Annotated in this window: 18 protein-coding genes; 11 read left to right on the top strand and 7 right to left on the bottom strand. The window is 73.3% G+C overall.

Going from position 1 to position 24,140, the window contains the following annotated elements:
- The first annotated feature begins 20 nt into the window (after window positions 1-20).
- Window positions 21-944: an SCO2521 family protein gene (locus tag Mco01_RS05795; RefSeq protein ID WP_204055832.1), complete on the top strand. Its 924-nt coding sequence runs from the start codon at window positions 21-23 to the stop codon at window positions 942-944.
- Between the two features lie 35 nt (window positions 945-979).
- Here the strand turns inward: Mco01_RS05795 and Mco01_RS05790 are convergent, their stop codons facing one another.
- Window positions 980-2,191 (bottom strand): NAD(P)/FAD-dependent oxidoreductase, encoded by a 1,212-nt coding sequence (locus Mco01_RS05790; RefSeq protein WP_204055831.1) that lies wholly within the window; start codon window positions 2,189-2,191, stop codon window positions 980-982.
- A gap of 144 nt (window positions 2,192-2,335) precedes the next feature.
- Here Mco01_RS05790 and Mco01_RS05785 point away from each other — a divergent pair, with 144 nt between their 5' ends.
- The gene (locus Mco01_RS05785) at window positions 2,336-3,328 is read left to right on the top strand and encodes an AurF N-oxygenase family protein (RefSeq protein WP_204055830.1); all 993 of its coding nucleotides are present in this window, start codon (window positions 2,336-2,338) and stop codon (window positions 3,326-3,328) included.
- Window positions 3,325-4,116, top strand: a complete 792-nt coding sequence (locus Mco01_RS05780; RefSeq protein ID WP_204055829.1) for an SDR family NAD(P)-dependent oxidoreductase — start codon at window positions 3,325-3,327, stop codon at window positions 4,114-4,116. The genes Mco01_RS05785 and Mco01_RS05780 overlap by 4 nt, the downstream gene beginning before the upstream one ends.
- 65 nt (window positions 4,117-4,181) lie before the next feature.
- Here Mco01_RS05780 and Mco01_RS05775 read toward each other — a convergent pair whose 3' ends face one another.
- The 3 genes from Mco01_RS05775 to Mco01_RS05765 all read right to left on the bottom strand — a co-directional run bounded on the left by Mco01_RS05775 (window position 4,182) and on the right by Mco01_RS05765 (window position 10,282).
- Window positions 4,182-5,696 (bottom strand): glycoside hydrolase family 43 protein, encoded by a 1,515-nt coding sequence (locus Mco01_RS05775; RefSeq protein WP_204055828.1) that lies wholly within the window; start codon window positions 5,694-5,696, stop codon window positions 4,182-4,184.
- Window positions 5,697-5,738: 42 nt separating this feature from the next.
- A complete protein-coding gene (locus Mco01_RS05770) occupies window positions 5,739-8,744 on the bottom strand; it encodes an endo-1,4-beta-xylanase (RefSeq protein WP_204055827.1) in 3,006 nt (1,001 codons plus the stop codon).
- 167 nt (window positions 8,745-8,911) lie between these two features.
- Window positions 8,912-10,282 carry a glycoside hydrolase family 5 protein gene (locus Mco01_RS05765; RefSeq protein WP_204055826.1) on the bottom strand — a complete coding sequence of 457 codons (1,371 nt, stop codon included), beginning with the start codon at window positions 10,280-10,282 and terminating at the stop codon, window positions 8,912-8,914.
- Between the two features lie 229 nt (window positions 10,283-10,511).
- Here Mco01_RS05765 and Mco01_RS05760 point away from each other — a divergent pair, with 229 nt between their 5' ends.
- On the top strand, window positions 10,512-11,522 hold the full coding sequence (locus Mco01_RS05760; protein WP_036330373.1) for a LacI family DNA-binding transcriptional regulator: 1,011 nt from the start codon (window positions 10,512-10,514) through the stop codon (window positions 11,520-11,522).
- Window positions 11,523-11,767: 245 nt separating this feature from the next.
- The gene (locus Mco01_RS05755; RefSeq protein ID WP_204055825.1) at window positions 11,768-13,909 is read left to right on the top strand and encodes an alpha/beta hydrolase; all 2,142 of its coding nucleotides are present in this window, start codon (window positions 11,768-11,770) and stop codon (window positions 13,907-13,909) included.
- Between the two features lie 114 nt (window positions 13,910-14,023).
- On the opposite strand, the gene Mco01_RS05750 is transcribed toward Mco01_RS05755, so the two are convergent.
- Window positions 14,024-14,800 carry an SDR family oxidoreductase gene (locus Mco01_RS05750; RefSeq protein WP_204055824.1) on the bottom strand — a complete coding sequence of 259 codons (777 nt, stop codon included), beginning with the start codon at window positions 14,798-14,800 and terminating at the stop codon, window positions 14,024-14,026.
- Between the two features lie 172 nt (window positions 14,801-14,972).
- On the opposite strand from Mco01_RS05750, the gene Mco01_RS05745 reads away from it, so the two are divergent.
- From Mco01_RS05745 to Mco01_RS05730, 4 genes are all read left to right on the top strand, one after another.
- Complete coding sequence (locus Mco01_RS05745; protein WP_204055823.1) at window positions 14,973-15,845, top strand: helix-turn-helix transcriptional regulator; 873 nt, start codon at window positions 14,973-14,975, stop codon at window positions 15,843-15,845.
- A gap of 212 nt (window positions 15,846-16,057) precedes the next feature.
- Window positions 16,058-16,300, top strand: a complete 243-nt coding sequence (locus Mco01_RS05740) for a carbohydrate-binding protein (protein WP_204055822.1) — start codon at window positions 16,058-16,060, stop codon at window positions 16,298-16,300.
- Window positions 16,301-16,758: 458 nt separating this feature from the next.
- The gene (locus Mco01_RS05735) at window positions 16,759-17,619 is read left to right on the top strand and encodes a copper resistance CopC family protein (protein ID WP_204055821.1); all 861 of its coding nucleotides are present in this window, start codon (window positions 16,759-16,761) and stop codon (window positions 17,617-17,619) included.
- On the top strand, window positions 17,616-18,653 hold the full coding sequence (locus Mco01_RS05730; protein ID WP_239103364.1) for a CopD family protein: 1,038 nt from the start codon (window positions 17,616-17,618) through the stop codon (window positions 18,651-18,653). Before Mco01_RS05735 ends, Mco01_RS05730 begins: the two co-directional genes overlap by 4 nt.
- Window positions 18,654-18,907: 254 nt before the next feature.
- Here the strand turns inward: Mco01_RS05730 and Mco01_RS05725 are convergent, their stop codons facing one another.
- The gene (locus Mco01_RS05725; RefSeq protein WP_204055820.1) at window positions 18,908-20,206 is read right to left on the bottom strand and encodes a hypothetical protein; all 1,299 of its coding nucleotides are present in this window, start codon (window positions 20,204-20,206) and stop codon (window positions 18,908-18,910) included.
- Between the two features lie 146 nt (window positions 20,207-20,352).
- On the opposite strand from Mco01_RS05725, the gene Mco01_RS05720 reads away from it, so the two are divergent.
- Both Mco01_RS05720 and Mco01_RS05715 read left to right on the top strand, forming a co-directional pair.
- Window positions 20,353-22,929, top strand: coding sequence for an alpha/beta fold hydrolase (locus Mco01_RS05720; protein WP_204055819.1), 2,577 nt, complete (start codon window positions 20,353-20,355; stop codon window positions 22,927-22,929).
- The gene (locus tag Mco01_RS05715) at window positions 22,926-23,792 is read left to right on the top strand and encodes an ABC transporter permease (protein WP_204055818.1); all 867 of its coding nucleotides are present in this window, start codon (window positions 22,926-22,928) and stop codon (window positions 23,790-23,792) included. The genes Mco01_RS05720 and Mco01_RS05715 overlap by 4 nt, the downstream gene beginning before the upstream one ends.
- 4 nt (window positions 23,793-23,796) lie before the next feature.
- Here the strand turns inward: Mco01_RS05715 and Mco01_RS05710 are convergent, their stop codons facing one another.
- The gene (locus Mco01_RS05710; RefSeq protein ID WP_157099787.1) at window positions 23,797-23,958 is read right to left on the bottom strand and encodes a hypothetical protein; all 162 of its coding nucleotides are present in this window, start codon (window positions 23,956-23,958) and stop codon (window positions 23,797-23,799) included.
- Window positions 23,959-24,140 lie beyond the last annotated feature (182 nt).

Raw genomic sequence — 24,140 nt, 5'->3', positions numbered from 1 at the left:
CCGCACCGCCGATGCCGGTCATGGGGGAAGTGCACACGGGGTTGCTGCAGAACTCGGGGGAGATCGAGGAGTCCGCCTGCCGGCAGGTGCTCGCGCTGACGGCGGGCGAGACCGTGCGGGTCTCCCGGCGGCCGATCGTGCACGCCGTCTCCCCGGACCGGCTGACCGGGGTGGACTGCCGGCTGCCGTCCGCCACGCAGTCCCGCGTCAGGGGCGTCGGCACGGTCCTGTCCCGGTGCGCGATCACGGGCGGACGGGTCGCCCAGGGCTCGTCGTACGTCCGGCTGACGCGCGCGGAGGCCGACCGGCGGCTGCCCTGGTCGCACTACCTGGCCCGGCCGGGGGTCGTGGAGGTGCTGGGCAAGGCGAAGGCGCGGGACCTGGCCGACGGGTTCGCCGACGACCCGCCGCCCGGCTGCCTCGACCTCGGCGCGATCAGCGGCCGCTTCCTCGACCTGGCCCAGTCGTCCCCGCTGCTGGACCGCCGGGCCCCCTTCAAGGTCCCCCGTACCCGCCTGCGCTGGGTGGCGGAGAGCGGCGAACCGGCCATCCGCTTCGTCCTGCGGAGCGACCGGACACGGTCGGTCCTGGTCGTGCACGACGGGGCGTTCACCCCGGCCGTGGCCGACCTCTGCGAGGACCTCGCGCTGCACGACTGGCTGCTCACCACGCTCCTGGTCCTGCTGGAACGGGCGCGGATCGGCGCCGTGCCGGGCCCGGAGGCGGCCGCAAGGCTGGCCCCCGCGGTCGACCACCTCCTGCACCTGTGGATGCCCGCGGCGCGGCTCGGCGACGCGATGGCGCCCTACTGGGAGAGCCTCGACCGGCGTCCCGGCTTCAGCCGCCAGTGGCAGTCTCTTGTGGACCGCGTGCGCGACCAGGTAACGGTCAACACCCTGGCCCTTCTCAGCGTCACGGCCGAAGCCGGACGGAGGCGGCGGTGACGCTCCCCGTACGCCCGTCCTCGCCGGCGACGGTGTCAGGAGGCCGCGGACCTCTCCCCGTCCACGGGCCCGCCTTCCGGCCCCCAGGGGGCGAGAGGCCGGTCGGGTCGGCAGATCCGCAGTAGCTCGCGCGCGCCGGCGTCGACGCCTCCGCGGACGAGTGCCGCGACCAGGTCGGCCGTGACGGGGGCGAGGGTGATGCCGAGCCCTCCGTGGCCGGTGGCGGCGAGCACGTACCCGTTGGCGTCCACCGGGCCGATGATCGGTATGCGGTCGGTCGTGGCGGGCCGCAGCCCCGCCCAGCGGCGTTCCACCGGCCAGGAGACGGCCGCCGGCATGAGGGCCTCGAGACCGCGCCTGATCTCCGCGAGCCCGGCGCCGGTCACCGTCAGGTCGTCCGCTCCGATCTCGTACGTGACGCCGATCGCGACCCGGCCGTCATGCCGGGGGACGAGGTAGGGACTGTGCTCGACCCCGTCCTCCGAGAACTCCGCGTACACGTGGTGGCGCAGCGGGTACGACCTCGCCTCCGGCACGCGGGCGTCGTAGGCCATGCCCTTGATGGGCAGCAGGTGGTCACGGAGGCCGGGGAGGAGCTCCCGGCTCAGCAGGCCCGCCGCGACGACGACGAACCCGGCCGACACGCGGTCGCCGCTGTCGAGGTAGGCGCGGGCGCCCCGGGGACCGGACGTCACGGCCGTGGCCCTGACGCCGGTCAGCACGCGGACGGCGGGGTTCGCCTCGAGTGTGGCGGCCAGCGCGGCCAGCAGATCGCGGGGGTCGAGGGCGAGCTCGTCGGGCAGCAGGAACCCGCCGGCGACCGACTCGCTCAGCAGCGGCTCCAGCCCGCGGGCGTCGGCGGCCGTGAGGCGCTCGACGGCGAACGGCGAGTTCATCCAGACAGGGAGGACCTCGGTCTCCAGGCGTTCCATCTCGGCCTCGTCGAGCGCCACCTGGATGTCACCGCCGTCGAGCAGGGGGACGACGACCCCGGACGCCGCGGCGAGCTCGTCCAGCCACGCCGGATAGAGCTCGCGGCTCCGCCCGGCCACCGCGCCGAGCGGGCCGAGGCAGGACGGCTCCGACTGCGGGGTGATGCCGCCCATCGCGGCGTCGGAGGCGCCGAGGCCGAGCCGCGGGCCGCCCTCGACGAGCACGACGCTGCGACCGTCCGCGGCGAGCCGATGCGCGACGGCGCATCCGACCACGCCCCCGCCGATGATCGCGACATCGCAGGTGTCAGGCACACGTGCTCCCGATGCGTCGGCGTCCCTGGGTTAGTCGGAAGGCTAGCGGCCGGAGGTGGACCGGTCTCCCATCTCGGCGGAAGTCATCCCTTCCCGGCCTATTGGATCGAAAGTACAATTACGGCGCCGGAAGGGAGTGCCGTCATGTCCGCTGCGCCCAGGACCACCGCGAGCAGGGAGAAGGACGAGAAGGTCGCCGACAGGAGCGCGTACGAGGCCGTCATCGAGCGCCTGTCGAAGGCCTCGGTCGACAAGCACTGGGAGCCCTACGCCGATATCCCCTGGGACGACCCCGAGTTCCTGGTCAGCCAGTCAGACCCGCGATGGGAGCTGCCGCCCGTCGACAAGCTGGGCGGGCATCCCTGGTACCGCGGCAGGCCGCCCGAGGTCCGTGCGCGGATCGGCCTGTGGCGGGTGGCCACGGCCATGAAGGTGGGCCTGCAGTTCGAGAACCTGCTCAAGCGCGGGCTGCTCAACTACGCCTACCGGCTGCCGAACGGCTCCCCCGAGTTCCGGTACGTCTACCACGAGATGATCGAAGAGGGGCATCACGGGATGATGTTCCAGGAGTTCGTCAACCGGACGAAGCTCCCGATCCGCGGGATGCCGCTGCCGCTGACCACGCTCGCGCAGGTGGTGCCGTGGATCCCGCTCATCTCGACCGAGCTGTTCTTCATCTTCGTCCTGGGCGGCGAGGACCCGATCGACCACGTGCAGCGCAAGACCCTGCGGGACGGCCGGGCCCGGCACCCGCTGGAGGAGACCATCATGCGCATCCACGTGGCGGAGGAGGCGCGGCACATCTCGTTCGCCCGGCACTACCTGCGGCGGCGGGTCCCCCGGATGCCCGGCTACCGGCGCCTCGCGCTGAGCCTGATCGCCCCGGTGATCATCGGCGTCATGGCCAGGATCATGCTGTCCCCGCCCGCCTCGCTCATCGCGGCGTTCCGGATCCCGGACGACGTGGTCCGCGAGGTCTACACGGACAACCCCGCGGCGGCGGCCGAGATCCGCGAATCCGTGGGCCGGACGCGGGAGCTGTGCGCGGAGCTGGGCATGGTGAACCCCGTCAGCCGCCGTCTGTGGCGGATCATGGGCATCTGGGACGACCAGCGGACCACCGGGAGAGCAGCGTGAGGAAGACCGCCATCGTCACGGGTGGGGCGTCGGGCATCGGGCGGGCCGTCGCGGCCGGGCTGGTCCGGCGCGGGGTCCACGTCGTGATCGCCGACGTCCGGGACGCCGACCGAGTCGCCAAGGAGCTCGACTGCGACGGCGCCGCCCTCGACGTGACCGACGCCGAGGCCGTGGCCGCCCTCGCCGGCAGGGTGCGGGCCGAGCACGGACGGCTCGACTTCCTGTTCAACAACGCCGGCATCGCGGTCGGGGGCAGCGCGGAGGAGCTCACGCTCGACCACTGGAACCGGACGATCGACGTCAACCTGCGCGGCGTGGTCCACGGCGTGCGGGCGGCGTACCCCCTCATGATCGAGCAGGGGTACGGGCACATCGTGAACACAGCGTCGCTGGCCGGGCTGACCCCGGCGCCGCTGATGATCCCGTACACCGCGACCAAGCACGCCGTGGTGGGGCTGTCGCTGGCGCTGCGGGCCGAGGCGGCGGCGCACGGCGTGCGGGTCAGCGTTGTCTGCCCCGGGTTCGTGGACACGCCGCTGCTCGACAACGCCAACCCCGGGCTGCCGCAGACCGAGGTGGGCCGGGAGGCCCGCGCCGCGGCGCTGCGCGCCCAGGGGCGGCTCTACCCGGCCGACGACCTGGCCCGCGACGTCTTGCGCGGCGTGGCCCTCAACCGGGCGCTCATCGTGGCGCCCGCCTCGGCGCGCGTGGCGTGGCGGCTCGTCCGGCTCTCGCCGGGCCTGGCCACCCGGGTCGCGGGCTCGGCCTTCCGCCGGTTCCTGGCCTGACCGGGCTCCTCGCCCAGGGGGCCGCGCGGGCGGCGCCGGCCCGGAGGCCGGCGCCGCGGGACCGGTCAGCAGAGCGGCTGGTACTCGAACCAGTCGAACTCGGCGACCGCCGTGCTCGGGTGGCCGTTGGAACTGGCGTACATGCCGACGTACGCGCCGGTGAAGCCGCTGGCGGGCGGCGGGCTCAGGAGGCGCCCGTCGACGGGGCCGCCGAGGTCGCGCCACTCGCCCGGCCGTACGGCGAAGCGGGCCTGGTAGGACTGCCCGCGCGCCTCGACGCCCAGGTGGAGCCGGCCCTCGGGGACGCGGACGGAGGCGAGCAACTCGTCCCTGCCCCCGGCCCGGCGGACGAGTTGCAGGCCCCGGGCGGTCCGGACGAGCAGGACGTGGTTGTCGTCGTCGCGCACCAGCACCAGCCCGGCGCACTCCCCCGCGGACGGGGAGAAGTCGAGCGCGGCGTGGACCGCGAAGTCCCGGTGCTGCTGCCGCCGCGCGACGAGGCTGGGGTTGGCCCGCTGGGCGAGCGTCTCCGGCCGCAGGCGCAGCCGCAGCCGGCCGCCCTCCAGGCTCCAGTACGGCTCCCTGGGCGTGCGGAGGAGGTTCCACACGGGCGACAGCCGTTCCGCGTCGAAGTGGTCGCACAGGGGCTCGGCGGGCCACCGGTGCTCCTGCTGCGACGGAGCCGGGGCCTCCGGCGCGACCAGGTCCGCGAGCGGCCACCCGTCCTCCCAGTGGACCCGGGTGAGGAAGGTCTCCCGGCCCAGGTTGCGCCCCCCGCCGTACGGGCGGACGGCGAGCAGGACGGCCCACCATTCGCCGTCGGGCGTCTCCACCAGGTCGGCGTGGCCGACGGAGGTGATCGCGTGCCGGCTCCCGAAGTGGCGGTGGGTGAGGACGGGGTTGCGCGGGTTCGACGCGTACGGCCCGGTCACCCGGTCGGCCCGGGCCACCATGACCGAGTGCTCGTCGGCCGTGCCGCCCTCGGCGGTCAGCAGGAAGTAGCGGCCGCCCACCTTGTACAGGTGCGGGCTCTCGCACCACACGGCGCCCCGCTGGACGGCCTCCCAGATGACGTGCTCCTCGCCGATCGGGGCGAGGGTGGTCCGGTCGAGCTCCTGGAGCCAGATCTCGGTCTCGCCCGAATAGGCGGCCTTCGCCTTCTCCCGGGTGCCGGTCACCCAGACCCGTCCGTCGTCGTCGAAGAACAGCGACGGGTCGATGCCCTGCAGGGCGGGCAGCCAGACGGGGTCGCTCCACGGCCCGGCCGGGTCGTCCGCGGTGACCAGGAAGGTGCCCGCCTCGTCCATGAGCGTGGTGATCATGTAGAACACGCCGTCGTGGTGCCGGATGGTCGGGGCGTAGATCCCGCCCGAGGGGCGCACGCCGTCGAGGTCGAGCTGGGACGGCCGGTCCAGGACGTGCCCGATCTGCCGCCAGTGGACGAGGTCCCTGCTGTGGAACATCGGCACGCCGGGGAACCACTCGAAGCTGGACGTGACGAGGTAGTAGTCCTCGCCCACCCGGCAGATCGACGGGTCGGGGTAGGACCCGGGGATCACCGGGTTCGTGTACGTCCGCATCGGCGCCTCCGCGCTCATCAGTGAGGGTTTGCTTGACGAGGGTCACTGGACGAGGCGGAGCACGCCCCAGTGGCTGGTGTCCAGGTAGCCGCGGCCGGTGGCGTCGTTCCAGGTCGCCGCCGCGGTGCGGGCGGCGCCGGTGGCGTCGTTCACCTGGACGTCGAACCCGAGCAGGGCGTCCGGTGCCAGGGTCACGGTGGGCAGCGCGATTGCCGCCTCGATCACGTACCCGCCGGGCACGGTCTTCACCGCGCTGGTCAGGTTGTCCTTGATCCCGGCCGCGTCGAAGGTGCCGCCGAACGACTGCGCACCGGTGAAGGCGATCCGGTACTGGCCGTCGTCGTCGCCGTACCCCTTGGTCTTGCCGTTCTCGGGGTCCACGAAGATCTCGACGGAGTCCTGCTGCCAGGGGTCGGGCGACTCGGCGCTCAGCGTGGGGTCGGTGACCCGGGCGAGGACGTAGAGCGTGCCGCCGTGCCACAGCGCCCGGACCCGCGCCGTGGCGCCGGAGGTGCCCTGGATCCAGGTGGCGGTGCGCACCTCGGGCGCGGCGGCCCAGACGGGGTCGGCCACGCCGTCCACGACGGGCCGCGCGTGGGCCGCCGTGGTGACCTTCACGGCGGGCGTGAACGTCAGCGCGCCCGCCCAGGTGACGTCGGTGCGGCCATGGGCGTCGTGGACGACGACGGTGGTCGCGGTGGCCGAGCCCGACGGGAGCCGCGCCTCGACCCGGTAGCCGCCGGGGGTCCGCCGCACGGCGGCGTCGACGCCACGGGGGTGCGCGCCGCCCCGTTTGACCTGATACGCCGTGCCGCCCACGGTGAAGGTGACCGCGTCGTCCCTGTCATCGGTCGGGTCGTTCACCTCGGCCAGGACGTACAGACCGGAGGGGGCGGAGCGGGCCTGGAAGCCGGCCGACACATCCCCCACGCGGGCGATCGGGGCGTCGGGCAGCAGGTCCCACTCGAGGTCGCGCGCGCCGTCCACCCGGACCGTGCCCGCGGGGGCCTCCAGCTTCCGTACCAGCGGCGGCAGCTTCGAGGGGTCCACGACGCCCCAGTACGCCGGCTTCGCCTGGAGGTCGTCGTCGAACGGCAGCGGCGCGTTGACCCGCGTGATCGGGAACGACCGCAGCCAGCTCACGTCGTCGGACACGCCCCACACGGTGACCGAGCTGATCTGGGACCGGTGCCGGCGGAAGACGTCGAACAGCTCCTTGTAGCGGTACCCCTGCAGCGCGAGGACCTCGGCCGGCACGGTGTCGTACGTCGAGACGAAGTCGGTGTAGACGCTCACGTCCAGCTCGGTGACCTGCTGGTCCACGCCGAGTTTGGCGAACTTCTCGATCGTGTCCTCGACGGAGGACGCGGGGGGCTGCTCGATGTTCAGGTGCAGCTGGTGGCCGACCCCGTCGATCGGGACGCCCTCGGCCTTCAGCTTCTTGACCAGGGCGAACAGCGCGTCCCGCTTGCGGGGGAACTCGGTGTTGTAGTCGTTGATGAACAGCTTGGCGGCGGGGTCGGCCTCGTGGGCGACCCGGAAGGCGGTCCGGATGAAGTCCAGCCCGGCGATCTGGTACCACTTCGAGCGGCGCAGGCCGTCCGGCTGGTTCTCGTCGACCGCCTCGTTGACGACGTCCCAGGTGGCGATCTTGCCCTTGTAGCGCGTCACGAGCGTGCGTACGTGGTTCTCCAGCCGCTTGAGCAACAGGGCCTTGTCGGCCGCCGACGCGGTGAGGTCGCGGTCGCCGTCCTTGAACACCCAGTCGGGGGTCTGGCTGTGCCAGGCGAGCGTGTGCCCGCGGACCTTCAGGCCGTGCTCGACGGCGTAGTCGACCAGGTAGTCGCCGTCGGCGAAGGTGAACTGCCCCTCGCTCGGCTCGGTGGCGTCCCACTTCAGCTCGTTGCCGGGCGTGATCTGGGCGAAGTGCTTGAGCAGCAGCCTGCCGTGCTCCCCGAGGGTGTCGGGCCGGGTGACGGCCGACCCCATGGTGAACGGCACCGCGTCCTTGAGCGAGGGGATGTCGGTCTGGATCGGCTTCGGGGCGACGTAGGCCAGCGTGAAGTCGTCCAGGTAGAAGGGGAACGTGCCGCTGTCGGACTCGACGTACACGCTGAGGAAGTCGACGTCGTAGGCCAATGTGTACGTGCCGGTGAGCCGCACCCACTCCCCGGCAGGGACGGCCGTGGGCGCGGCGACCCGCTCGTAGCTGGGGGTGCCGTTCGTGTGCCGCTCGATCGACAGGCCGAGGTTCCCCGACGGGGTGTCCGGGCCGAGCCGCACCCATGCCGACAGCGTGTACTTCTCGCCCTTCGCCATCTTGCCGAGCACGCTGATCGCCGGGCCGTCCCAGGAGGCCGACCTGCCGGTCACGGCGAGGCTGTGGCCGCCGCCGTGCGCCGCGTCGGCCGTGGGCGTGAGCGTCGCCGAGGCCCGCGGCGACCACCCCTGGGCCGTCCCGCTCTCGAAGTCGGTCGCCAGCCCCGAACGCGTGGGGTCGGTGTCGGAGGTGACGACGACGTCGTCGATGTAGTACTGCGACGTGGCGTCGGAGCTCTCGGCGTAGAGCTGCAGGCCCGTGGAGTCGGCGCCGAAGCTGTAGGTGCCCGACAGCTCCACCCAGCCGCCGTCGGTCACGGTCCCCGCCGCGACCCGCTCGTACGTCGTGTCGCCGCCGTCCGGGGTGCGCTGCACGGTCAGCGCGATCGTGCTCGACGGCTGCCCGCTCACGAGCCGGGCGTACGCGGTAACCGCGTACGTCACCCCCTTCTCGAACGGCGGGGTGATCGACGCCCCCTCCCAGGTCGCCGTACGCCCCGTGACGAGCAGTGAGGACGAGCCCGAGTGGGCGGCGTCCCGGGTGACCGTCACGGTCGCGCCGCCCCGGGGCCCCCACCCCTGGGCGGTGCCGTCCTCGAAGTCGTACGCGGCGACCTGGACGGCCGCGGCGCGGGCGGGGGCCTGCGCCCACGGGGCGGCCAGCAGCGCCGCGACGAGCGCGGCGAGGCACATCAGGGCGGACGCCGCCCGGGGACGTGCGGTGGACATGGGCTCTCCTCGGGCGGAGCGACGGGGCGCTGGTGGGGGGTTCTCGGAGGGGTGGGCCGGCCGGCGGCCGGGTGCGCGTGGGCGCCCGGCCGCCGGCCGGCGGGTGCGGGAAGGGGGTCAGCGGGTCTGGCCGGTCAGCGGGTGAGGTCGGCCGGCGGGTGAGGTCGTCAGCCGGTCAGGTTGTCGGTGAGCAGCCGGATCAGCGGCTCGCGCCGCGAGCAGCCCTCCAGGGCGAACGAGTCGGCCAGCGCGAGCAGTTCGCCGTCGTCGAGGCCGCGGAACAGCTCGGCGTACTCGGGGAGCAGTGCCTGGGCGACGAGGATGTGCCGGACCAGGTCGTCGGTCTGGTAGCGGGCGCCCCAGGGGTAGGGGTCCCACGTCGGGAACTCGGTCTCGACCAGCCGGTGCAGCGGGGCGAGGTCGTCGCCGGACTCCTCCATCGTGGAGCCCCACCGGTCGGCGCCGAGCCGCTTCTTCTTCGCGATGAACGAGCCGAACCGCCGCATGTACGGCCCGCCGGCGCAGACGAGGCCCTGCAGGCCGACGTCCTTGTAGGTCCACAGGGACCACCCGGCGCCGTGGGCGTCGTAGATCTCCAGCTGGTCGCGCAGGATCTGGTAGCGCTGCTCGTCGACCGAGGGGTCTCCGGTGTAGACCGGGCCGAACTCCCCCACCCAGATCGGCGTGCCGGTCTCCCGCTGGAAGCGCGTGCGCCGCTCGAAGGCCTGCTCCAGCTCGTCGCGGTCGCACCACTCGCCGCGCGTGTAGCCCGGGTACGGCCCGCCGTGGGCGAAGCCGGCCAGGGCGTAGTCGTGGCAGACGAAGACCGTGTTCTCGTAGACCTCACGGAAGATCGAGAAGTCGGTGGAGTAGGTGTTGCCGTCGAGGAACAGCACGTGCCCGGGGTCGACCGCGCGCAGCGCCTTGACCAGGCGGTCGTAGAAGGGGCCGATCACCCGTCCGCTGACGTCGCCGGGCTCGTTGACCGGGTTGTAGCCCGCGACCCAGGGGTCGTCCTTGTAGCGGTCGGCGATCGTCTCCCACAGGTTGACGACGCGGTCCTGGAAGTGGCGGTGCTGCCAGAACGACGCCACGTGGGTCGGGTTGTCGGAGTGCCAGTGCTGGTTCTGCGCGCCGGGGAGCGCGTGCAGGTCGATGACGCTGTAGATCCCCCGCTCGCCCAGCGCCCCGATGACCCGGTCGAGGTGGCGGAAGCCGTGCTCGACGACCTCCATCGGCCGGTCGTCGGACTCGAAGTGCCGGTAGTTCACCGGGATCCGGACGCAGTTGGCGCCCACCTCCCGCAGGAGGTCGGCGTCGGCCTCCGAGAAGAACGACTCCAGGAACCGTTCGAAGAACAGTTCGTAGCGCTCCTCGCCCAGCACCTCCCGCACGGCGGAGCGCATCCCCGCTTCGTTGGCCGGGTAGCCCGTGATGAAGTTCTCCATGTTGAGCCAGCCGCCGAGGCCGACTCCGCGCAGCCGTACGGGGCTGCCCGCGTCGTCGACCAGTCGTGTTCCGGAGACACGCAGCGCCATCAAATCTCCCTAAGACGAAACCGCCCGACCGGCCCGGGAGGCCGACGGGCACGACCTCCCCCATTTTGCCTGAAAGTTTCGGCATGTATCCGAATGTTTCGCGACCCGGAGAATAAGTAAACCGAACGTTAACCGTCAAGAGCGCCGTGGGAGCGATCCCAAGCGTCATGGCCCTCACCTGGGAACACCGATGCGGACGACTCCGAAACTTTCGGCTACGATCTGCTCCATGCCAGTGAAAAGGCGGGTGACCATCGCCCAGATCGCGGAGGAGGCCGGCGTCTCCGTCCCGACCGTGTCCAAGGTGATCAACGGGCGTCCGGAGGTGGCCCCCGAGACCCGGCAGCGGGTGGAACGCCTGCTGCACAAGCACGGATACCAGCGCAGGACCGGCCAGGGAGACGGCCCCGTCGGCCTGCTCGACCTGGTCTTCGCCGAGATCGAGAGTCCCTGGGCGATGGAGCTGGTGCGGGGGGCCGAGTCCGCCGCCCACGAGGCGGCGGCCAGCGTCGTGATCTCCGTGCTGCACACCCATGCCGGCCCGGGGCGCGACTGGCTGGAGCGGATAGCGGCCCGGCGCACCGACGGCGTGATCATCGTGGGTTCCCGGCTCTCGGTCCGGCAGCAGGGCCAGCTGAGCGCCCGGTCGATCCCGTTCGTCGTGGTGGACCCGGAGGGCGAGCCGGCGCCGGGAGTCGCCTCCGTCGGCGCGACCAACTGGCACGGCGGCCTGGCCGCCACCCGCCACCTGCTCGACCTCGGCCACACCCGGATCGGCATGATCGGCGGGCCCGCCGACATGCTGTGCAGCCGGGCCAGGATCGACGGCTACCGGGCGGCGCTGGAGACGGCGGGCGTGCCGATCGACCCGGAGCTGATCCGGTACGGCGACTTCCTCGTCAACTCCGGCCACGACCAAGGGCACGGGCTGCTATCGCTCGACCGCCCGCCCACTGCGATCTTCGCGGGCAGCGACATGCAGGCGTTCGGGGTCTTCGAGGCGGCGCGCCAGCGGGGGCTGCGGGTTCCGGAGGACCTGAGCGTCGTGGGGTTCGACGACCTGCCCCTGTCGCGCTCGGCGTGGCCGCCGCTGACCACGGTCCGCCAGCCGCTGCAGGAGATGGCCGCGCTCGCCGCGCGCATGGTGCTGGCCATCGGGCGGGGCGAGGGCACCGAGGCCCGGCGTGTGGAGCTCGCCACCGACCTCGTGATCCGCGACAGCACGGCCACCCCCCGCTGACGCGTCCGGCACGCTCGCCGCGGCCGCCGCGCTCGCCGGGGCCTCGTGGCGAGCCGCCGTGCGCACGGGTCGGGGACGTGGTCAGGGGCGGCGTCGCGCGCCTCCGTCCTCGCGGGGATGGGGATCGCGGGCACGACCGGAGGGGATCCGCGCTAAGGTTTCTGCGGATATCGCCGGGTTCGCGGGGACGGGGCTGACGGTTGCTGAGTGGGTGTGGAGCGGCCGTCAGGGCGTCGGCCGCGGCCGTGACTGCGGCTCTCCTCGTCGCCCTTCTGACGGTCCTGCTCGCGGCAGGCCCGGTCGCGTCGCCGGTCGCCGCGGACGCCGCCGTGAGCGCGGAAGCGCGGGCGACGGCGTTCACGCCGCTCGCCACCCCCACCGCCGCCGCGAGCACCGAAACGCGGGCGACCGCGCTCACGCCGCACGCCGCCTCAGCCGCCGTCTCGGCCGGACGAGGCACGAAACCGCCCGGCGTCGCCCACTCCCTGGCGGGCCCGCGCCGCACCGCGTCCGCGGACGAGCCGACCGTCGAGAACCGGCAGTGCCCGCTGGCCGTCCCCGCCGGCACGACGTGCGGCTTCCTCCTCGTCCCCGAACGTCGTGACGTGCCGAACAGCAGGACGATCAAGGTCGCCTTCGCCGTCCACAAGTCGTCCGCGCCCGGCCACAGGCCCGACCCCGTCGTGTACTCCAGCGGCGGCCCCGGCTCCGCCTCGCTCCAGCTCGTCGAGTTCCTGGCGCACATGCTGCCCGACCGGGACGTCGTCGTGGTCGACCAGCGCGGCGGCCGCCACTCGGAGCCCCGGCTGAGCTGCCCGGAGATCCTGCGCGGCGTGGTCGAGACGCTGAAGACCCCTGGTCCGACGGCGCAGGAGACCGGCCCGCTCGTCCGCGAGGCGCTGGCCTGCCAGTCGCGGCTGGAGGCCGAGCACGTGGACCTGCGCGGCTACCAGACCGCGGAGATCGCCGCCGACGTGGTGGACCTGCGCCGGGCTCTCGGCTATCGGCAGTGGAACCTGTTCGGCGTCAGCTACTCGACCCGCTCGATGCTGCTGGCCGCCTCGGAGGACCCCCAGGGCACGCGCAGCGTCGTGCTCGACTCCTTCCTGCCCGCCTCGGCCAAGTGGTACGACGAGGCCGGTCCGGCGCTCGCGTCCGCCATCGCCAAGCTCGGCCTGACCGCGCGCTTCAACTCGATGGTGGCCCGCTTCAACGCCCACCCCGAGACCTACGAGACCCAGGACCCGCTGACGCGCAAGAGGCTCGCCGTCCAGCTCAACGGCGACGACGTGGCGACGATCCTGGAGGAGGCGCTGCACGAGGCCGACGTCATCCCGGTCATGCCGGCGCTGGTGGACGGCCTGGCGGACGGACACGCCGACCTGCTGCAGCCGCTCGTGGACCAGGCCGGCGACGGGCTGACCTCACACGAATGGGGCCTGTACTACGCGGTCCAGTGCCAGGACGAGGTGCCGTTCAACCGGTTCCCCGACGGCGGGCACCCCCGGTTGTTCACCGCCGTCCTCGACGCGGCCGTCTGCGGCGCCTGGAAGCTGCCCGCGGCCCGGGACGAGAGCACCGTCCTGCCGGACGCCACGGCCCCCGTCGGCTCCGTGCCCGGCCCGGACGACACCACCGCCGCGAGCGACGCCGGCGCCGTGCGAGCCGTTGACGGCGCGACGCCGGCTACCGGCGCCACCCGGGCCGCGGGCCGCTCCGCGACCGCCGGGGACCGCACCCGCAGGGCGGCCGCCAACCCGCCGGTCCTCGTCGTGGGCGGCCGGTTCGACCCGACCACACCCCCGGAGAGCGCCCGCCAGGCGGCGTCGAGCGTGCCGGGCGCCCGCTTCACCGAGTTCGCCGGCGTCGGGCACGCGGTCTTCCTGTCCAGCGAGTGCGGCCGCAGGACCATCGCCGCGTTCCTCGACAACCCGGCGTCGCCGGCCGCGCCGTGCGACCCGGGCACGGCCCCGTACCCGATGGTCCGTCCCGGCGACCTGGTGCTCACGATCTCGGCGTACCGGGCGATGAACTCGCCGGCGCTGCTCGCGCCGCTCGGCGCGTACGGGCTCGTGTCGGCCGTTCAGCTGATCGCCGGGCTGTGGAGCCTCGTCCGCCGCCGTCCGGGGCGCGCGAACGCGGTGGCCGGCCTCGCCGGGCTCGCGCTGATCGGGCTGGGCGCCCTCAGCGTGTCCGGCGTGCCCGACCCGACCGCGCTCGCGATCGGCGTGCCGCACGCCGTGGCCTGGTGCGGGCTCCTCGCCCTCGTGTCGACCGTGCTGTCGGCCGTCGACGCGTTCCGGCTGCGATCTCGGGCCGTGCAGATCGTCCCCGTCCTGACCGGGCTCGCCCTGCTCGCCTGGCTGTACGGGTGGTTCCTGGCCTGAGCACCGGTCAGGTGACCGGCCCCATCCTCCACACGGACACGGCCCGGTCTACCGGGGTGTCCCGGCCGCGTCCGGCCGGCCGGTCCGATGCGGACGGCGGCGCCTCGGGTGCGATCAGCTGGGCTGGCCGGTCGGCATGATCGTGACCTGCTGGAGGTTGACGCGTGCCGGCTGGGAGGCGAGGAAGCCGACGGTGTGGGCGATGTCCTCCGATGTCAGCCACTCCATCGTCTCCTTGGAGCCCGCCAGCCACTCCCGCGCACCGGCGTCGGTGACATGGCTCTGCAGCTCCGTGCCGACGATGCCCGGCTCGATCGCGGAGACCCGTACCTTCTTCGGGCCCAGCTCCGTCCGCAGGTGCCGGGACAGGTGCGTGACGTAGGCCTTGGTCCCCGCGTACACGGCGAAGTTCGGGTAGATGTTCTGGGCGGCGATCGAGGAGTTGTTGATCAGGTCACCGACGCCGCGCTCGGCGGCCGCCTGGACCAGCTGCGGGACGAACGCGCCGATGACGTTCATCAGGCCGGTGACGTTCAGGTCGATCTGGCGCTGCCACTGGTCGGTGGCCAGCTCCTCAATCGGGGCCGGAAGCATCACACCCGCGTTGTTGAACACCAGGTCCGCGCCGCCCAGGTCGTTCTTCACCCGGTCAGCGGCCGCACGCACGGACTGCGCGTCGGTCACGTCCACGGCGATCGCCAGTGCGGTGCCGCCGTTCTTCTCGATACGCGAGACCAGATCAGCGAGCCGGTCCTCGCGCCGGGCCAGCACGGCGACCTTCGCTCCCAGCGATGCCAGGTGTTCGGCGGTCGCCTCGCCGATACCGCTGGAGGCGCCGGTGACGACGGCGACACGGCCGGCGAGTGGGGTGGCAGAGGTATGCGAGGTCATCTAAGTACCTTTCGTAGATTTTCTTGGGGGCGGTCCGCTCATCCGGGCCGCTCATCCAGCACACCATGGCCCGGCAGACCGCAAAGGACGCCCACCGCACCCTGTGGAAACAGGTACCGGCAGGGCCACTCAGACCGGAAACACCGCACACGCGAGACGCCACACTGGGTGTATGGACAGCCGAAGCGAGCTCGCCGACTTCCTGCGCACCCGGCGGAGCCGCCTGACCCCTGACCAGGCAGGCTTGCCCGAGGACGGCCGTACGCGCAGGGTGCCGGGACTGCGTCGCGACGAGGCCGCCCGGCTCGCCGGGGTGAGCACCGAGTACTACACACGGCTCGAACAGGGTCGAGCCGGCAACCCCTCACCGGAAGTGCTTGAGGCTTTGAGCCGGGCCCTGCGCCTGGACGCGTCCGAGAAGGAACACCTGCACAATCTGCTGGCCCGGCCGAAGGCCGCCGCTCGCCGCACCCCCACCGGACCGCAGCGAGTCCGTCCAGGCCTGCACCTGATGCTGCAGACACTGCAGCACGTGCCGGCGTACATCCTCGGCCGGCGGACCGACGTCCTGGCCTCCAACCGGCTGGCCCGGGCCGTCCTCACCGACTTCGACGCCCTGCCCGTGCCGGCCCGCAACCTGGCCCGCTACTACCTGCTGGACCCCACCGCACGGCAGACCGTCGGCGACTGGGAACGCGTGGCCGCCCAAACCGCGGCGATCCTCCGCCTGGAGGCCGGGCTCCGTCCCCACGACCGGCAACTCGCAGACCTGGTGGGCGAACTGATGCTGCGGTCACCGGAGTTCACGACCTGGTGGAACGACCACCGGGTGCTGCGGTGCACCCACGGCGCGAAGCTCTATCATCACCCCGTCGTCGGTGACCTGCACTTCGTCTTCGAGTCCTTCCAGGTTCCTGGAGACGCGGAGCAGACCCTGTACATCTACAACGTGGAACCGGGCTCACCGACCGAACAGTCGCTGCGCCTGCTCGAGTCCTGGAGCACACCCGCCCTGACCACAGATCGTCCCGCGACGGCCCGGTAGACGGTCTCCACTTCGAAGGGGTGTGCGCGGGCCTCTCGTGCCATGCCCGGCATTTCTCCGGCTCAAGACAGCATTAAGGCAGCATTATAAGGAAACTTTCTTAACAGAGGGCATTGACGGGCCCTGTGGGCGCGGCTTACTTTCCGATCAATCCCCCTGGGGGCGGGGCGGTCGACGACTGGCATTCGCCTATCGGAGGTGTAGCCGTGCGCGTGCGTACATCAGCGGGAGCGGTCCGCGCCGCTCCCCTCAGGAGGGCGGCGGTCGCCGGGCTCGTGCCGGCCCTGGGAGCCGGCGGCATGGCGTACGCAACCGGGGCGAAGGTGACGTACGGCGTCTCCGCCTACGAATGCCTCCAGGCGCACACGGCCAACGCCGGGTGGAAGCCGCCGACGTCGCGGCGCCCCCTGGATGAGGGTCTGACCCCGGCCCTTCCGGATCTCCGGGGCGGGTAGCAGGCGCCGCCCGCCGCGGACACGGCCTCCGGGTCGCGCGAGACCGGTGACACTCGCGCGGCCCGGGCACCACCCCGGGGCGGGCAGCCGGCGCCGCCCGCCCCGGGCACGGCCTCCGGGTCGCGCGAGACCGGTGACACTCGCGCGGCCCGGAGCCCCGCCGTCGCCCGGCGAAGCTCGGTTGTCCACAGGAGCCGCGGGCCGGGACCGGGCCGGGCGGGATCAATGGGACCATGGCTGGGTCGGTGCACGGCAAGGGGAAGGCAAGCCAGGTGTTCGAGGTCCCACGCGCCCATGGACGCGGGAGCACTGCGGGTGCGGGCGGTCGCGCGTCCGGTCCCCGGCCGGCGCCCCGACGCCTCGTCGGAGACGCCTCGCCGCGCCTGTGGGCCCGTCCGGCGGTCACGGTCGAGCGGCGGGCGTCCCGGGCGGCTCACGCCCTTCCGTCGGCGACGCGGGTGGCCGGGCGGGCGATCGCGGCGCTCGTCCTGGCGCTGCTCGCGACGGCGGCACCGCTGGCGTCCCCCGCATCGGCCCACAACGTCCTGATCGGCAGCGACCCGCAGCAGGGCGCGCGGCTCGCGGCTCTTCCCAACGTGGTCACATTGACGTTCGACCAGGCGGTCCGCCGCGACTTCGCGAGGATCGCGGTCACCGGTCCTGGCGGGGCCCACTACGAACAGGGCGAGGTGGGCACGAGCGGCGCCGGCGTCTTCATCTCAGTACGGCCTGCGGGTCCCGCCGGCGACTACTCCATCGGGTACCGGATCGTCTCCAACGACGGCCATCCCGTCACAGGCACAATCACCTTCACGGTCACCGGCGGCACCGGCGGCACCGGCGGCGTGGCGGGACCGGCCTCCGGTTCGAAGCCCGGCGGCACAGCGGCGACAGGCGCGGGGAGATCGCTGGAGGTGCCCGGATCGAGCGGAGGATGGGTCTGGGGGCTGCTGGTCGCGACCGCCGCGCTGCTCGCGCTGGCCATCCGCGTGCTCGTCCGCCATGACCGCCGCCTCGCCCTCGCGACCGGTGGCCCCCCGGGAGGCGGCCCCTCCGGACCTGTCCCGGACATCACGGGCTCAGGCGGAGACGATGCGGCCGCGCCGGCGGCCACCGCCACCCCGGCCGACCGCACCGCCGGGAGCGAGGCGGGAGCCACGAATGGGACCGCGCCCGCGAGTGCGGGGAACGGCGGCACCCGTCCAGCCTCTGACAGCGCTGACACCGGGGCCCCGGCGGGCGGCGGGGATGTGCCGAGCGCGGCGGGCGGGAACAAGACGGGCGGCGACACGGCCAGGGGTTCGGGGGGCGAGGCGTGACCGCGACCCTGGGTCGGGGAACCGCGAGGGGCTCAGCGGCCGAGCCATACCGGGGGCGGATCCCGGTCGCGGGACTCACCGCCGGAGGCGCGCTCGCCGTGGTGATCGCGACGTGGCTGACGCTGCCGGGCGCGGTTCCGGGCATCCCGATGCCGGGCAGGGTGGTCGAGTACGGCCTGCCGGTGACCCGGCTGGTCCTCGACCTGGCGGCCACGGCGACGGTCGGGCTGAGCCTGCTGCCGAAGCTGCTCGGCTTCGACGACCCGGTCCGTACGGAGCCCTTGGCGGCCCGCGCCCGCCACTGGGCGGTGCTCTGCGCGCTCATCTGGTGCGCCGCCGCCCTGACCTCCGTGGTGCTGAGCGCGGCGGAGCTGACCCCTGGGAAGATCCCCGACATCGCGGACTATGTGAACGGCATCGGCTCGGGGCAGGGGCTGGTGGTGAGCGCCTCCTGCGCCCTGGCCGCCGCCGCCGTGGGCATGTTCGCCGTGCGCTTCGGTGAGAAGGTGCCGGCCGAGCTGCGGGTCCTGGTGGCCGGGTTCGGGCTGCTGCCGCTCCCGGTGACCGGCCACGCCTCGAACTGGTACTGGCACGACCTCAGCATGGTCTCCATGGAGCTCCACGTCCTCGGAGCGGCGGCGTGGACGGGCGGCCTGATCGCCCTCGCCGTCCTGGTGCACCGCGACCGCGAGCTGCTGGCCAGGACGCTGCCGCGTTTCTCGCGGCTGGCCACCTACGCCCTGCTCGTCGTGGGCGCCTCCGGCATCTTCAACGGGGTGGTGGAGCTGGTCCTGTCCCCCGTCGAGCGGTTCCCCGAGTCGCTCGTCACGACCAGGTACGGCCAGCTCGTGCTCGCGAAGGCCGCGCTGATCGGGATCGTCGCCGTGCTGGGGGCCAACATCCGCTGGCGCCTCATGCCCGCCGTCGCACGGCGGGCGCCAACGGCGTTCGCCGCCTGGGCGGCGTTCGAGCTGACCGTCATGGGCCTCGCCTACGGCGTCGCCGTCGCCCTGACCCGAGCCCCCGTCGCCTGACCCCGAGCTCCCGCCGCCCGGCCGCGATTCCCGCCCCGCCGTCCCAGCCCCAGGGACGACCAGTCGTGCGGACCAGGCGGTGGGGCTGAGGCGACCAGGACTCGGCGGCCGGAACCAGGCGGACGGGACAGGATCCCAGACCCTCAAACGGCGGCACCCAGGTCCCAGCTACCAGACGACGGCACCCAGGTCCCGGCGGACAGACGGCGGGACCTGGGTCTCGGCTATCAGACAGGCACCCAAGGTGCCGTCGATCAGGCGGTGGGTTCGGGGGCCGCCACAGCGACGTCCACGGCGACGTCGACGGCGGCGGGCAGGTCGGCGGGGGCCGGCGGCTCGACGGCCTCGGACGCCTGCGCCGTACCGGGCAGGACGGCGAGCGGAGCCACGGACGCGGCCGGGGCGGTCGCCTGACCCGCGTCGGACGCCGCGAGGTTGTGCCGGCGGGCGAACCACTCCACGGCCAGCCAGGCGACCACGAGCCCGGCGGCGGCCACCGGCCAGGAGTCCCGCGCGTACGGCGGCGCCTCCAGCAGCCGGTCCTGCACGGCGAGCCCGCCGTACACCGCGGCCGTGACGAGCACCGCGCCCCCGACGGCCCGGACGTATGGCTGCCGCAGCAGGAACGCCGCGTCGACGCAGACCCCGGCGAGCAGGAAGAAGAACGGGACGGCGGAGGGCGGGAAGCCCGTCCCCACCAGGAGCGGCCACACCAGGCAGCGGTACCCCACGTACACGGCCGTGATCGTGGTGGCCGTGAGGCGCCGCCCCACCATGAGCCGGGCGAACACCAGGATCGCCATGCCGAGGATCCCGGCGTACACCGGGTAGACGTAGTCCGGGATCGGCAGCGAGAACTTGACGATCATCGCGCGGTCCACGGCCCGGCCCATCTGGTCGGCCGCGAAGTGCAGCAGGCTCGGCTCGGCGTACGGGTGGCCGCGGTCCCAGGAGGCCAGCTCCAGCACGCCGTACTCCTGGTGCTGCTCGGGGAAGTGGGCGTTCTCCAGGAAGAACGCGAACAGCCCGCCCAGCACGAGCGAGCGCCGCAGCGGCGAGATCTCCGGACGGCCGGCGGACCCGGTCCACCAGCCCCGGATCGCCCCGGCGATCATGAGCGCGGTGCCGATGAACAGCAGCGCGTGCGAGGGGCTCCAGGCGGTGATGTCGAGGCCGTTCACCCGGTGGTTGATCAAGTCGAGCGGGATCGCGACGAGGAAGACGCCGGTGCCCCACACGATCAGCCGGGAGGCCGTCCGGTCGACGCCGTACCCGGTGTACCAGTGCACGATGGCGAGGCCGACCGCGATGACCGTGCCGACCGTGTTGAGCAGGTGCGGCGGGGCGAGGTCGTCGCGCAGCCACCTGAAGTGCCACGACACGTCCCACGACGATCCGAGGACCTTCAGGACGAACGCCGCCAGCCAGCCGAGGTACAGCACCCGGAACAGGTCCGCCGGGGTCTGCCTGCCCGCCTCCCCCCGCGTCCAGTAGGGAAGGGCCCACCCGATGATGCGGGCGGGGACGTTGCTGAGCGTCGTTCCTTGGGTCACGCGCGAAATGATGCCGGTCCGTAAACCCGCCGCGCAATCGGGGTTTACCCCGATCCATCATCACGATTGCGCACATCGCGGCGGTGCGACCGGGTCTGGGGCCGGTCCTCAGTCGTCTCTCAGGAGGGGGTAAGTAGCATCGCGACATGACGTTTCCGGGTGGGCGGCGGGCCCTCGCGACGGTGGCCACGCTGCTCGTCCTGGTGGTGGGGGGTCTTATCTGGGCGTTGTGGCCCGGCGACGAGCCGGTCAGGGGGCGTGATCTGACGATCCCCGTGCTGGACGGCCCGGCGGACGACCAGCGGGTGACGCTCGACGCGACCTTCTTCCCCCCGGCGTCCGGAGGCAGGGCCCCGGCGGTGCTGCTCGCCCACGGGTTCGGCGGCAGCAAGGACAGCATGCGGGCGCAGGCGGCGCGGCTGGCCGCGCAGGGGTACGCCGTGCTGACCTGGTCGGCCCGCGGGTTCGGCCGGTCGACCGGCCAGATCGCCCTCAACTCCCCGGACTACGAGGTCAAGGACGTCCGCCGGCTCGTCGACTGGCTCGCCGCGCGGCCGGAGGTCCGGCTCGACGGCCCCGGCGACCCGCGCGTGGGCATCGCGGGCGGCTCGTACGGCGGCGCGATCGCGCTGATGGCCGCGGCGTACGACCGCAGGATCGACGCCATCGTCCCCCAGATCACCTGGTACGACCTGGCCGACGCGCTGTTCCCCGACGCGACGGGCAGGGGCCCGGCCGAGGGCGTTTTCAAGAAGATGTGGGCCGGCATCTTCTTCAGCGCCGGGGCCGACCGGCTCGCCCCGGACGGCGGCGCGGACGCGTCCGCCCTCGCCGCCCTGACCGGAGCCGGGCGGGCGGGAACGGCGGCCGTCCCCACGGCCGACCAGGTGCGGTGCGGGCGGTTCCTGCCGTCGATCTGCGACATGTACCAGACGGTGGCCGAGACGGGCCGGCCCACCCAGGCGGCCGTCGACATGCTGCGGCGGTCGAGCCCGGTGTCCGTCCCCGGCAGGATCAGGATCCCCACGCTGCTGATCCAGGGCCAGCACGACTCGCTGTTCCCGCTGTCGCAGGCCGACGCGAACGCCCGGGCGATCGCGGCCACCGGCGCCCCGGTCGAGGTGGCCTGGTACGACGGCGGCCACGACGGCGGCGACGCCGAGCCCGACTGGGCCGCCGACCGCACCACGGGCTGGTTCGACCACTGGCTCAAGGGGTCGGCCGCGGGCGGGGACGGCGCCCCCTTCACGGTGAGCCGGGACGGCGGGCGCGACCCGGGCACCCGGCGGACCGTCCTCGTGCACGCCACGTCGGCGGCGTACCCGGGGCTGGGCGGCGTCCGGCAGACCCGGGTCGAGCTGGCCGGTCCCGAGCAGCCGGTGGCGAACCCGCCGGGCGGCTCCCCCGCCTCCGTCTCCTCCGTGCCGGGGTTCGGCGGCCTGCTGGGCGGCGCCGGGGGCGGGTCTGTATCTGTGGCCCTCGACATGCCGGGGCAGTTCGCCGCCTTCGAGTCGGCGGCGCTGGCCGCGCCGGTCCAGGTGACCGGCAGCCCCACGGTCAGGATCCGCGTGTACGGCACGGGCGAGGCGACGCTGTTCGCCAAGCTCTACGACACGGGCGGAGCCCTTCCCGTGCTGCCGTCGAGCCTGGTCGCCCCGCTGCGCGTCACCGCGACCGAGTCGGGCACGCCGGTGACCGTGACGCTGCCGGCCGTCGACCGGCGGTTCGACGCGGGCCACCGGTTCCGGCTCGTGGTGTCGACCACCGACATGGGGTACGCCACACCCGCCGCCCCGGCCGTGTACCGGATCGGGCTCGACTCGCCTGAGCTGACGGTCCCGTCCGACCCGGCGCTGACCACCCCGGCCACCGGCCCGGCCTGGTGGACCTGGGTGCTCCCGCTGGTCGCCGTGGTCGTGGCCGCCGTGCTGCTGCTGACCGGCCGCGCCCCCCGCACGGCCGGCCGTACGGACGACGACCTGGCCGACGTGCCGCTGGTGATCCGCGACCTCGGCAAGCGCTACCGCAACGGCGAGAAGGCGGTCGACGGCCTGTCGTTCCGGGTCGAGCGGGGGCAGGTGCTCGGCCTGCTCGGCCCGAACGGCGCGGGCAAGACCACGACGATGCGGATGCTGATGGGCCTCATCCACCCCGACGAGGGTGAGATCCGCATCTTCGGGACGCGGGTCGTGCCCGGCGCCCCGGTGCTGTCGCGGCTGGGGTCGTTCGTCGAGGGTCCCGGTTTCCTCCCGCACCTCACCGGGCGGGCCAACCTGGATCTCTACTGGCGCGCCACGGGACGGCCAGCCGAGGACGCCCGCATGGAGGAGGCCCTGGAGATCGCGGGGCTGGGCGCGGCCCTCGACCGCGCCGTGCGGACCTACTCCCAGGGCATGCGACAGCGCCTGGCCATCGCCCAGGCCATGCTCGGCCTGCCGGACCTGCTCGTGCTCGACGAGCCGACGAACGGGCTCGACCCGCCGCAGATCGCCGAGATGCGCCGCGTGCTCAAGGCGTACGCCGAGCGCGGGCGCACCGTGATCGTCTCCAGCCACCTGCTCGGCGAGGTCGAGCAGACCTGCAGCCACGTGGTGGTCATGCACCGGGGACGGCTGGTGTCGGCCGGGCCCGTCGGCGACCTGCTGGGCGCCACGACCCATGTGAACGGCTCCGGCCCCCGGCTGGAGGACGTGTTCCTCGACCTGATCGGAGAGAGCCGATGAGCCCGGCCGACACGGTGACCGCCTCGGCCCCCGGCTACGCGCCCGGTCGGACCCTGCCGCTGCGGGTGGAGTTCGTCCGGCAGTTCCGCAGGCGCCGGACGATCGTGATGTTCGGCCTGCTGCTGGCGCTGCCGTGGGTCCTCGTGGTCGCGTTCCAGTTCGGGCCCGCCTCGAACGGCCCGGGCGGCGGGCTGCGGCTGTCGGACCTGGCGACCCAGGGCGGCCTCAACTTCGCGGCGTTCGCGCTGTCGGTGTCGGCGAGCTTCCTGCTCGTCGTCGCCGTCGCGCTGTTCTGCGGGGACACGGTCGCGAGCGAGGCGAGCTGGTCGTCGCTGCGCTACCTGCTGGCCGCGCCCGTGCCCAGGGACCGGCTGCTGCGCCAGAAGCTGGTCGTCGCCCTGGCCTACTCGGCCGCGGCGGTGACCGTGCTGCCGCTCATGGCGCTGCTCGCCGGCACGCTCGCGTTCGGCTGGCACGACATCCGCGTGCCGGGCACCGGCGAGGTCATCCCCGCCGCCGACGTGCTGCCCAAGTTCGCCGTGGTCATCGGGTACGCCCTGGTGAGCCAGCTGGTGGTCGCCGCGCTGGCCTTCCTGCTGTCGGTCGGCACCGACTCCCCGCTGGGCGCCGTCGGCGGCGCGGTGGGCCTGGTGATCGTGAGCAGCATCCTTCAGGCGGTGGAGGCGCTCGGCTCGCTGCGCGAGTTCCTCCCCACCTTCTGGAACACCGCCTGGCTGGACGCGCTCGCCCCGCGGCCCGACTACAGCGGGATGGTCAAGGGCGTGGCGATCTCCGTGACGTACTCGGCGATCCTCGTCGCCCTGGCGTTCCGCCGCTTCCGCCGCAAGGACGTGGTCTCCTGACCCGTCACCAGTGGGGCGGCCGCTCCTCCAGGTAGCGGTCGTCGGAGTCGGGGCGCCAGTCGCCCCACCCGAGGTCGGTGTCGTCGCTCGTCTGGTCGGGCAGCACCGGCGGCCCCTCGTCGAAGAGGTCCACCGGACGCATGTCATCCGGATGCTGAACGCTCACGCGCCCATGCTAACCGCAACCGGCGGCCCCGGCGGCCCCCGTCACCTCCCCGAGGGCGGGCGGCCACGTCCCCTTTCCTGCGGAGAAACGTCACGTACCCACCACCGGACAGCCATCGGTTCGCAAAGGTACGATGCGGGAGCAGACAGCACGCCGGACGAATCCCCCCGTGAGGCGGCATG

Source organism: Microbispora corallina (assembly GCF_016863035.1).
Classification (GTDB): domain Bacteria; phylum Actinomycetota; class Actinomycetes; order Streptosporangiales; family Streptosporangiaceae; genus Microbispora; species Microbispora corallina.
The sequence above is the reverse complement of the archived record's forward strand: the minus strand, read 5'-3'. Positions and strand labels throughout refer to the sequence as shown.

Excerpts from the sequence above, each read along its gene's own strand:
- Mco01_RS05750 (WP_204055824.1), bottom strand. The coding sequence starts at position 14,800 with ATGACCTCGCATACCTCTGCCACCCCACTCGCCGGCCGTGTCGCCGTC.
- Mco01_RS05760 (WP_036330373.1), top strand. The coding sequence starts at position 10,512 with ATGCCAGTGAAAAGGCGGGTGACCATCGCCCAGATCGCGGAGGAGGCC.
- Mco01_RS05745 (WP_204055823.1), top strand. The coding sequence starts at position 14,973 with ATGGACAGCCGAAGCGAGCTCGCCGACTTCCTGCGCACCCGGCGGAGC.
- Mco01_RS05770 (WP_204055827.1), bottom strand. The coding sequence starts at position 8,744 with ATGTCCACCGCACGTCCCCGGGCGGCGTCCGCCCTGATGTGCCTCGCC.
- Mco01_RS05775 (WP_204055828.1), bottom strand. The coding sequence starts at position 5,696 with ATGCGGACGTACACGAACCCGGTGATCCCCGGGTCCTACCCCGACCCG.
- Mco01_RS05765 (WP_204055826.1), bottom strand. The coding sequence starts at position 10,282 with ATGGCGCTGCGTGTCTCCGGAACACGACTGGTCGACGACGCGGGCAGC.
- Mco01_RS05715 (WP_204055818.1), top strand. The coding sequence starts at position 22,926 with ATGAGCCCGGCCGACACGGTGACCGCCTCGGCCCCCGGCTACGCGCCC.
- Mco01_RS05785 (WP_204055830.1), top strand. The coding sequence starts at position 2,336 with ATGTCCGCTGCGCCCAGGACCACCGCGAGCAGGGAGAAGGACGAGAAG.
- Mco01_RS05795 (WP_204055832.1), top strand. The coding sequence starts at position 21 with ATGGGGGAAGTGCACACGGGGTTGCTGCAGAACTCGGGGGAGATCGAG.
- Mco01_RS05720 (WP_204055819.1), top strand. The coding sequence starts at position 20,353 with ATGACGTTTCCGGGTGGGCGGCGGGCCCTCGCGACGGTGGCCACGCTG.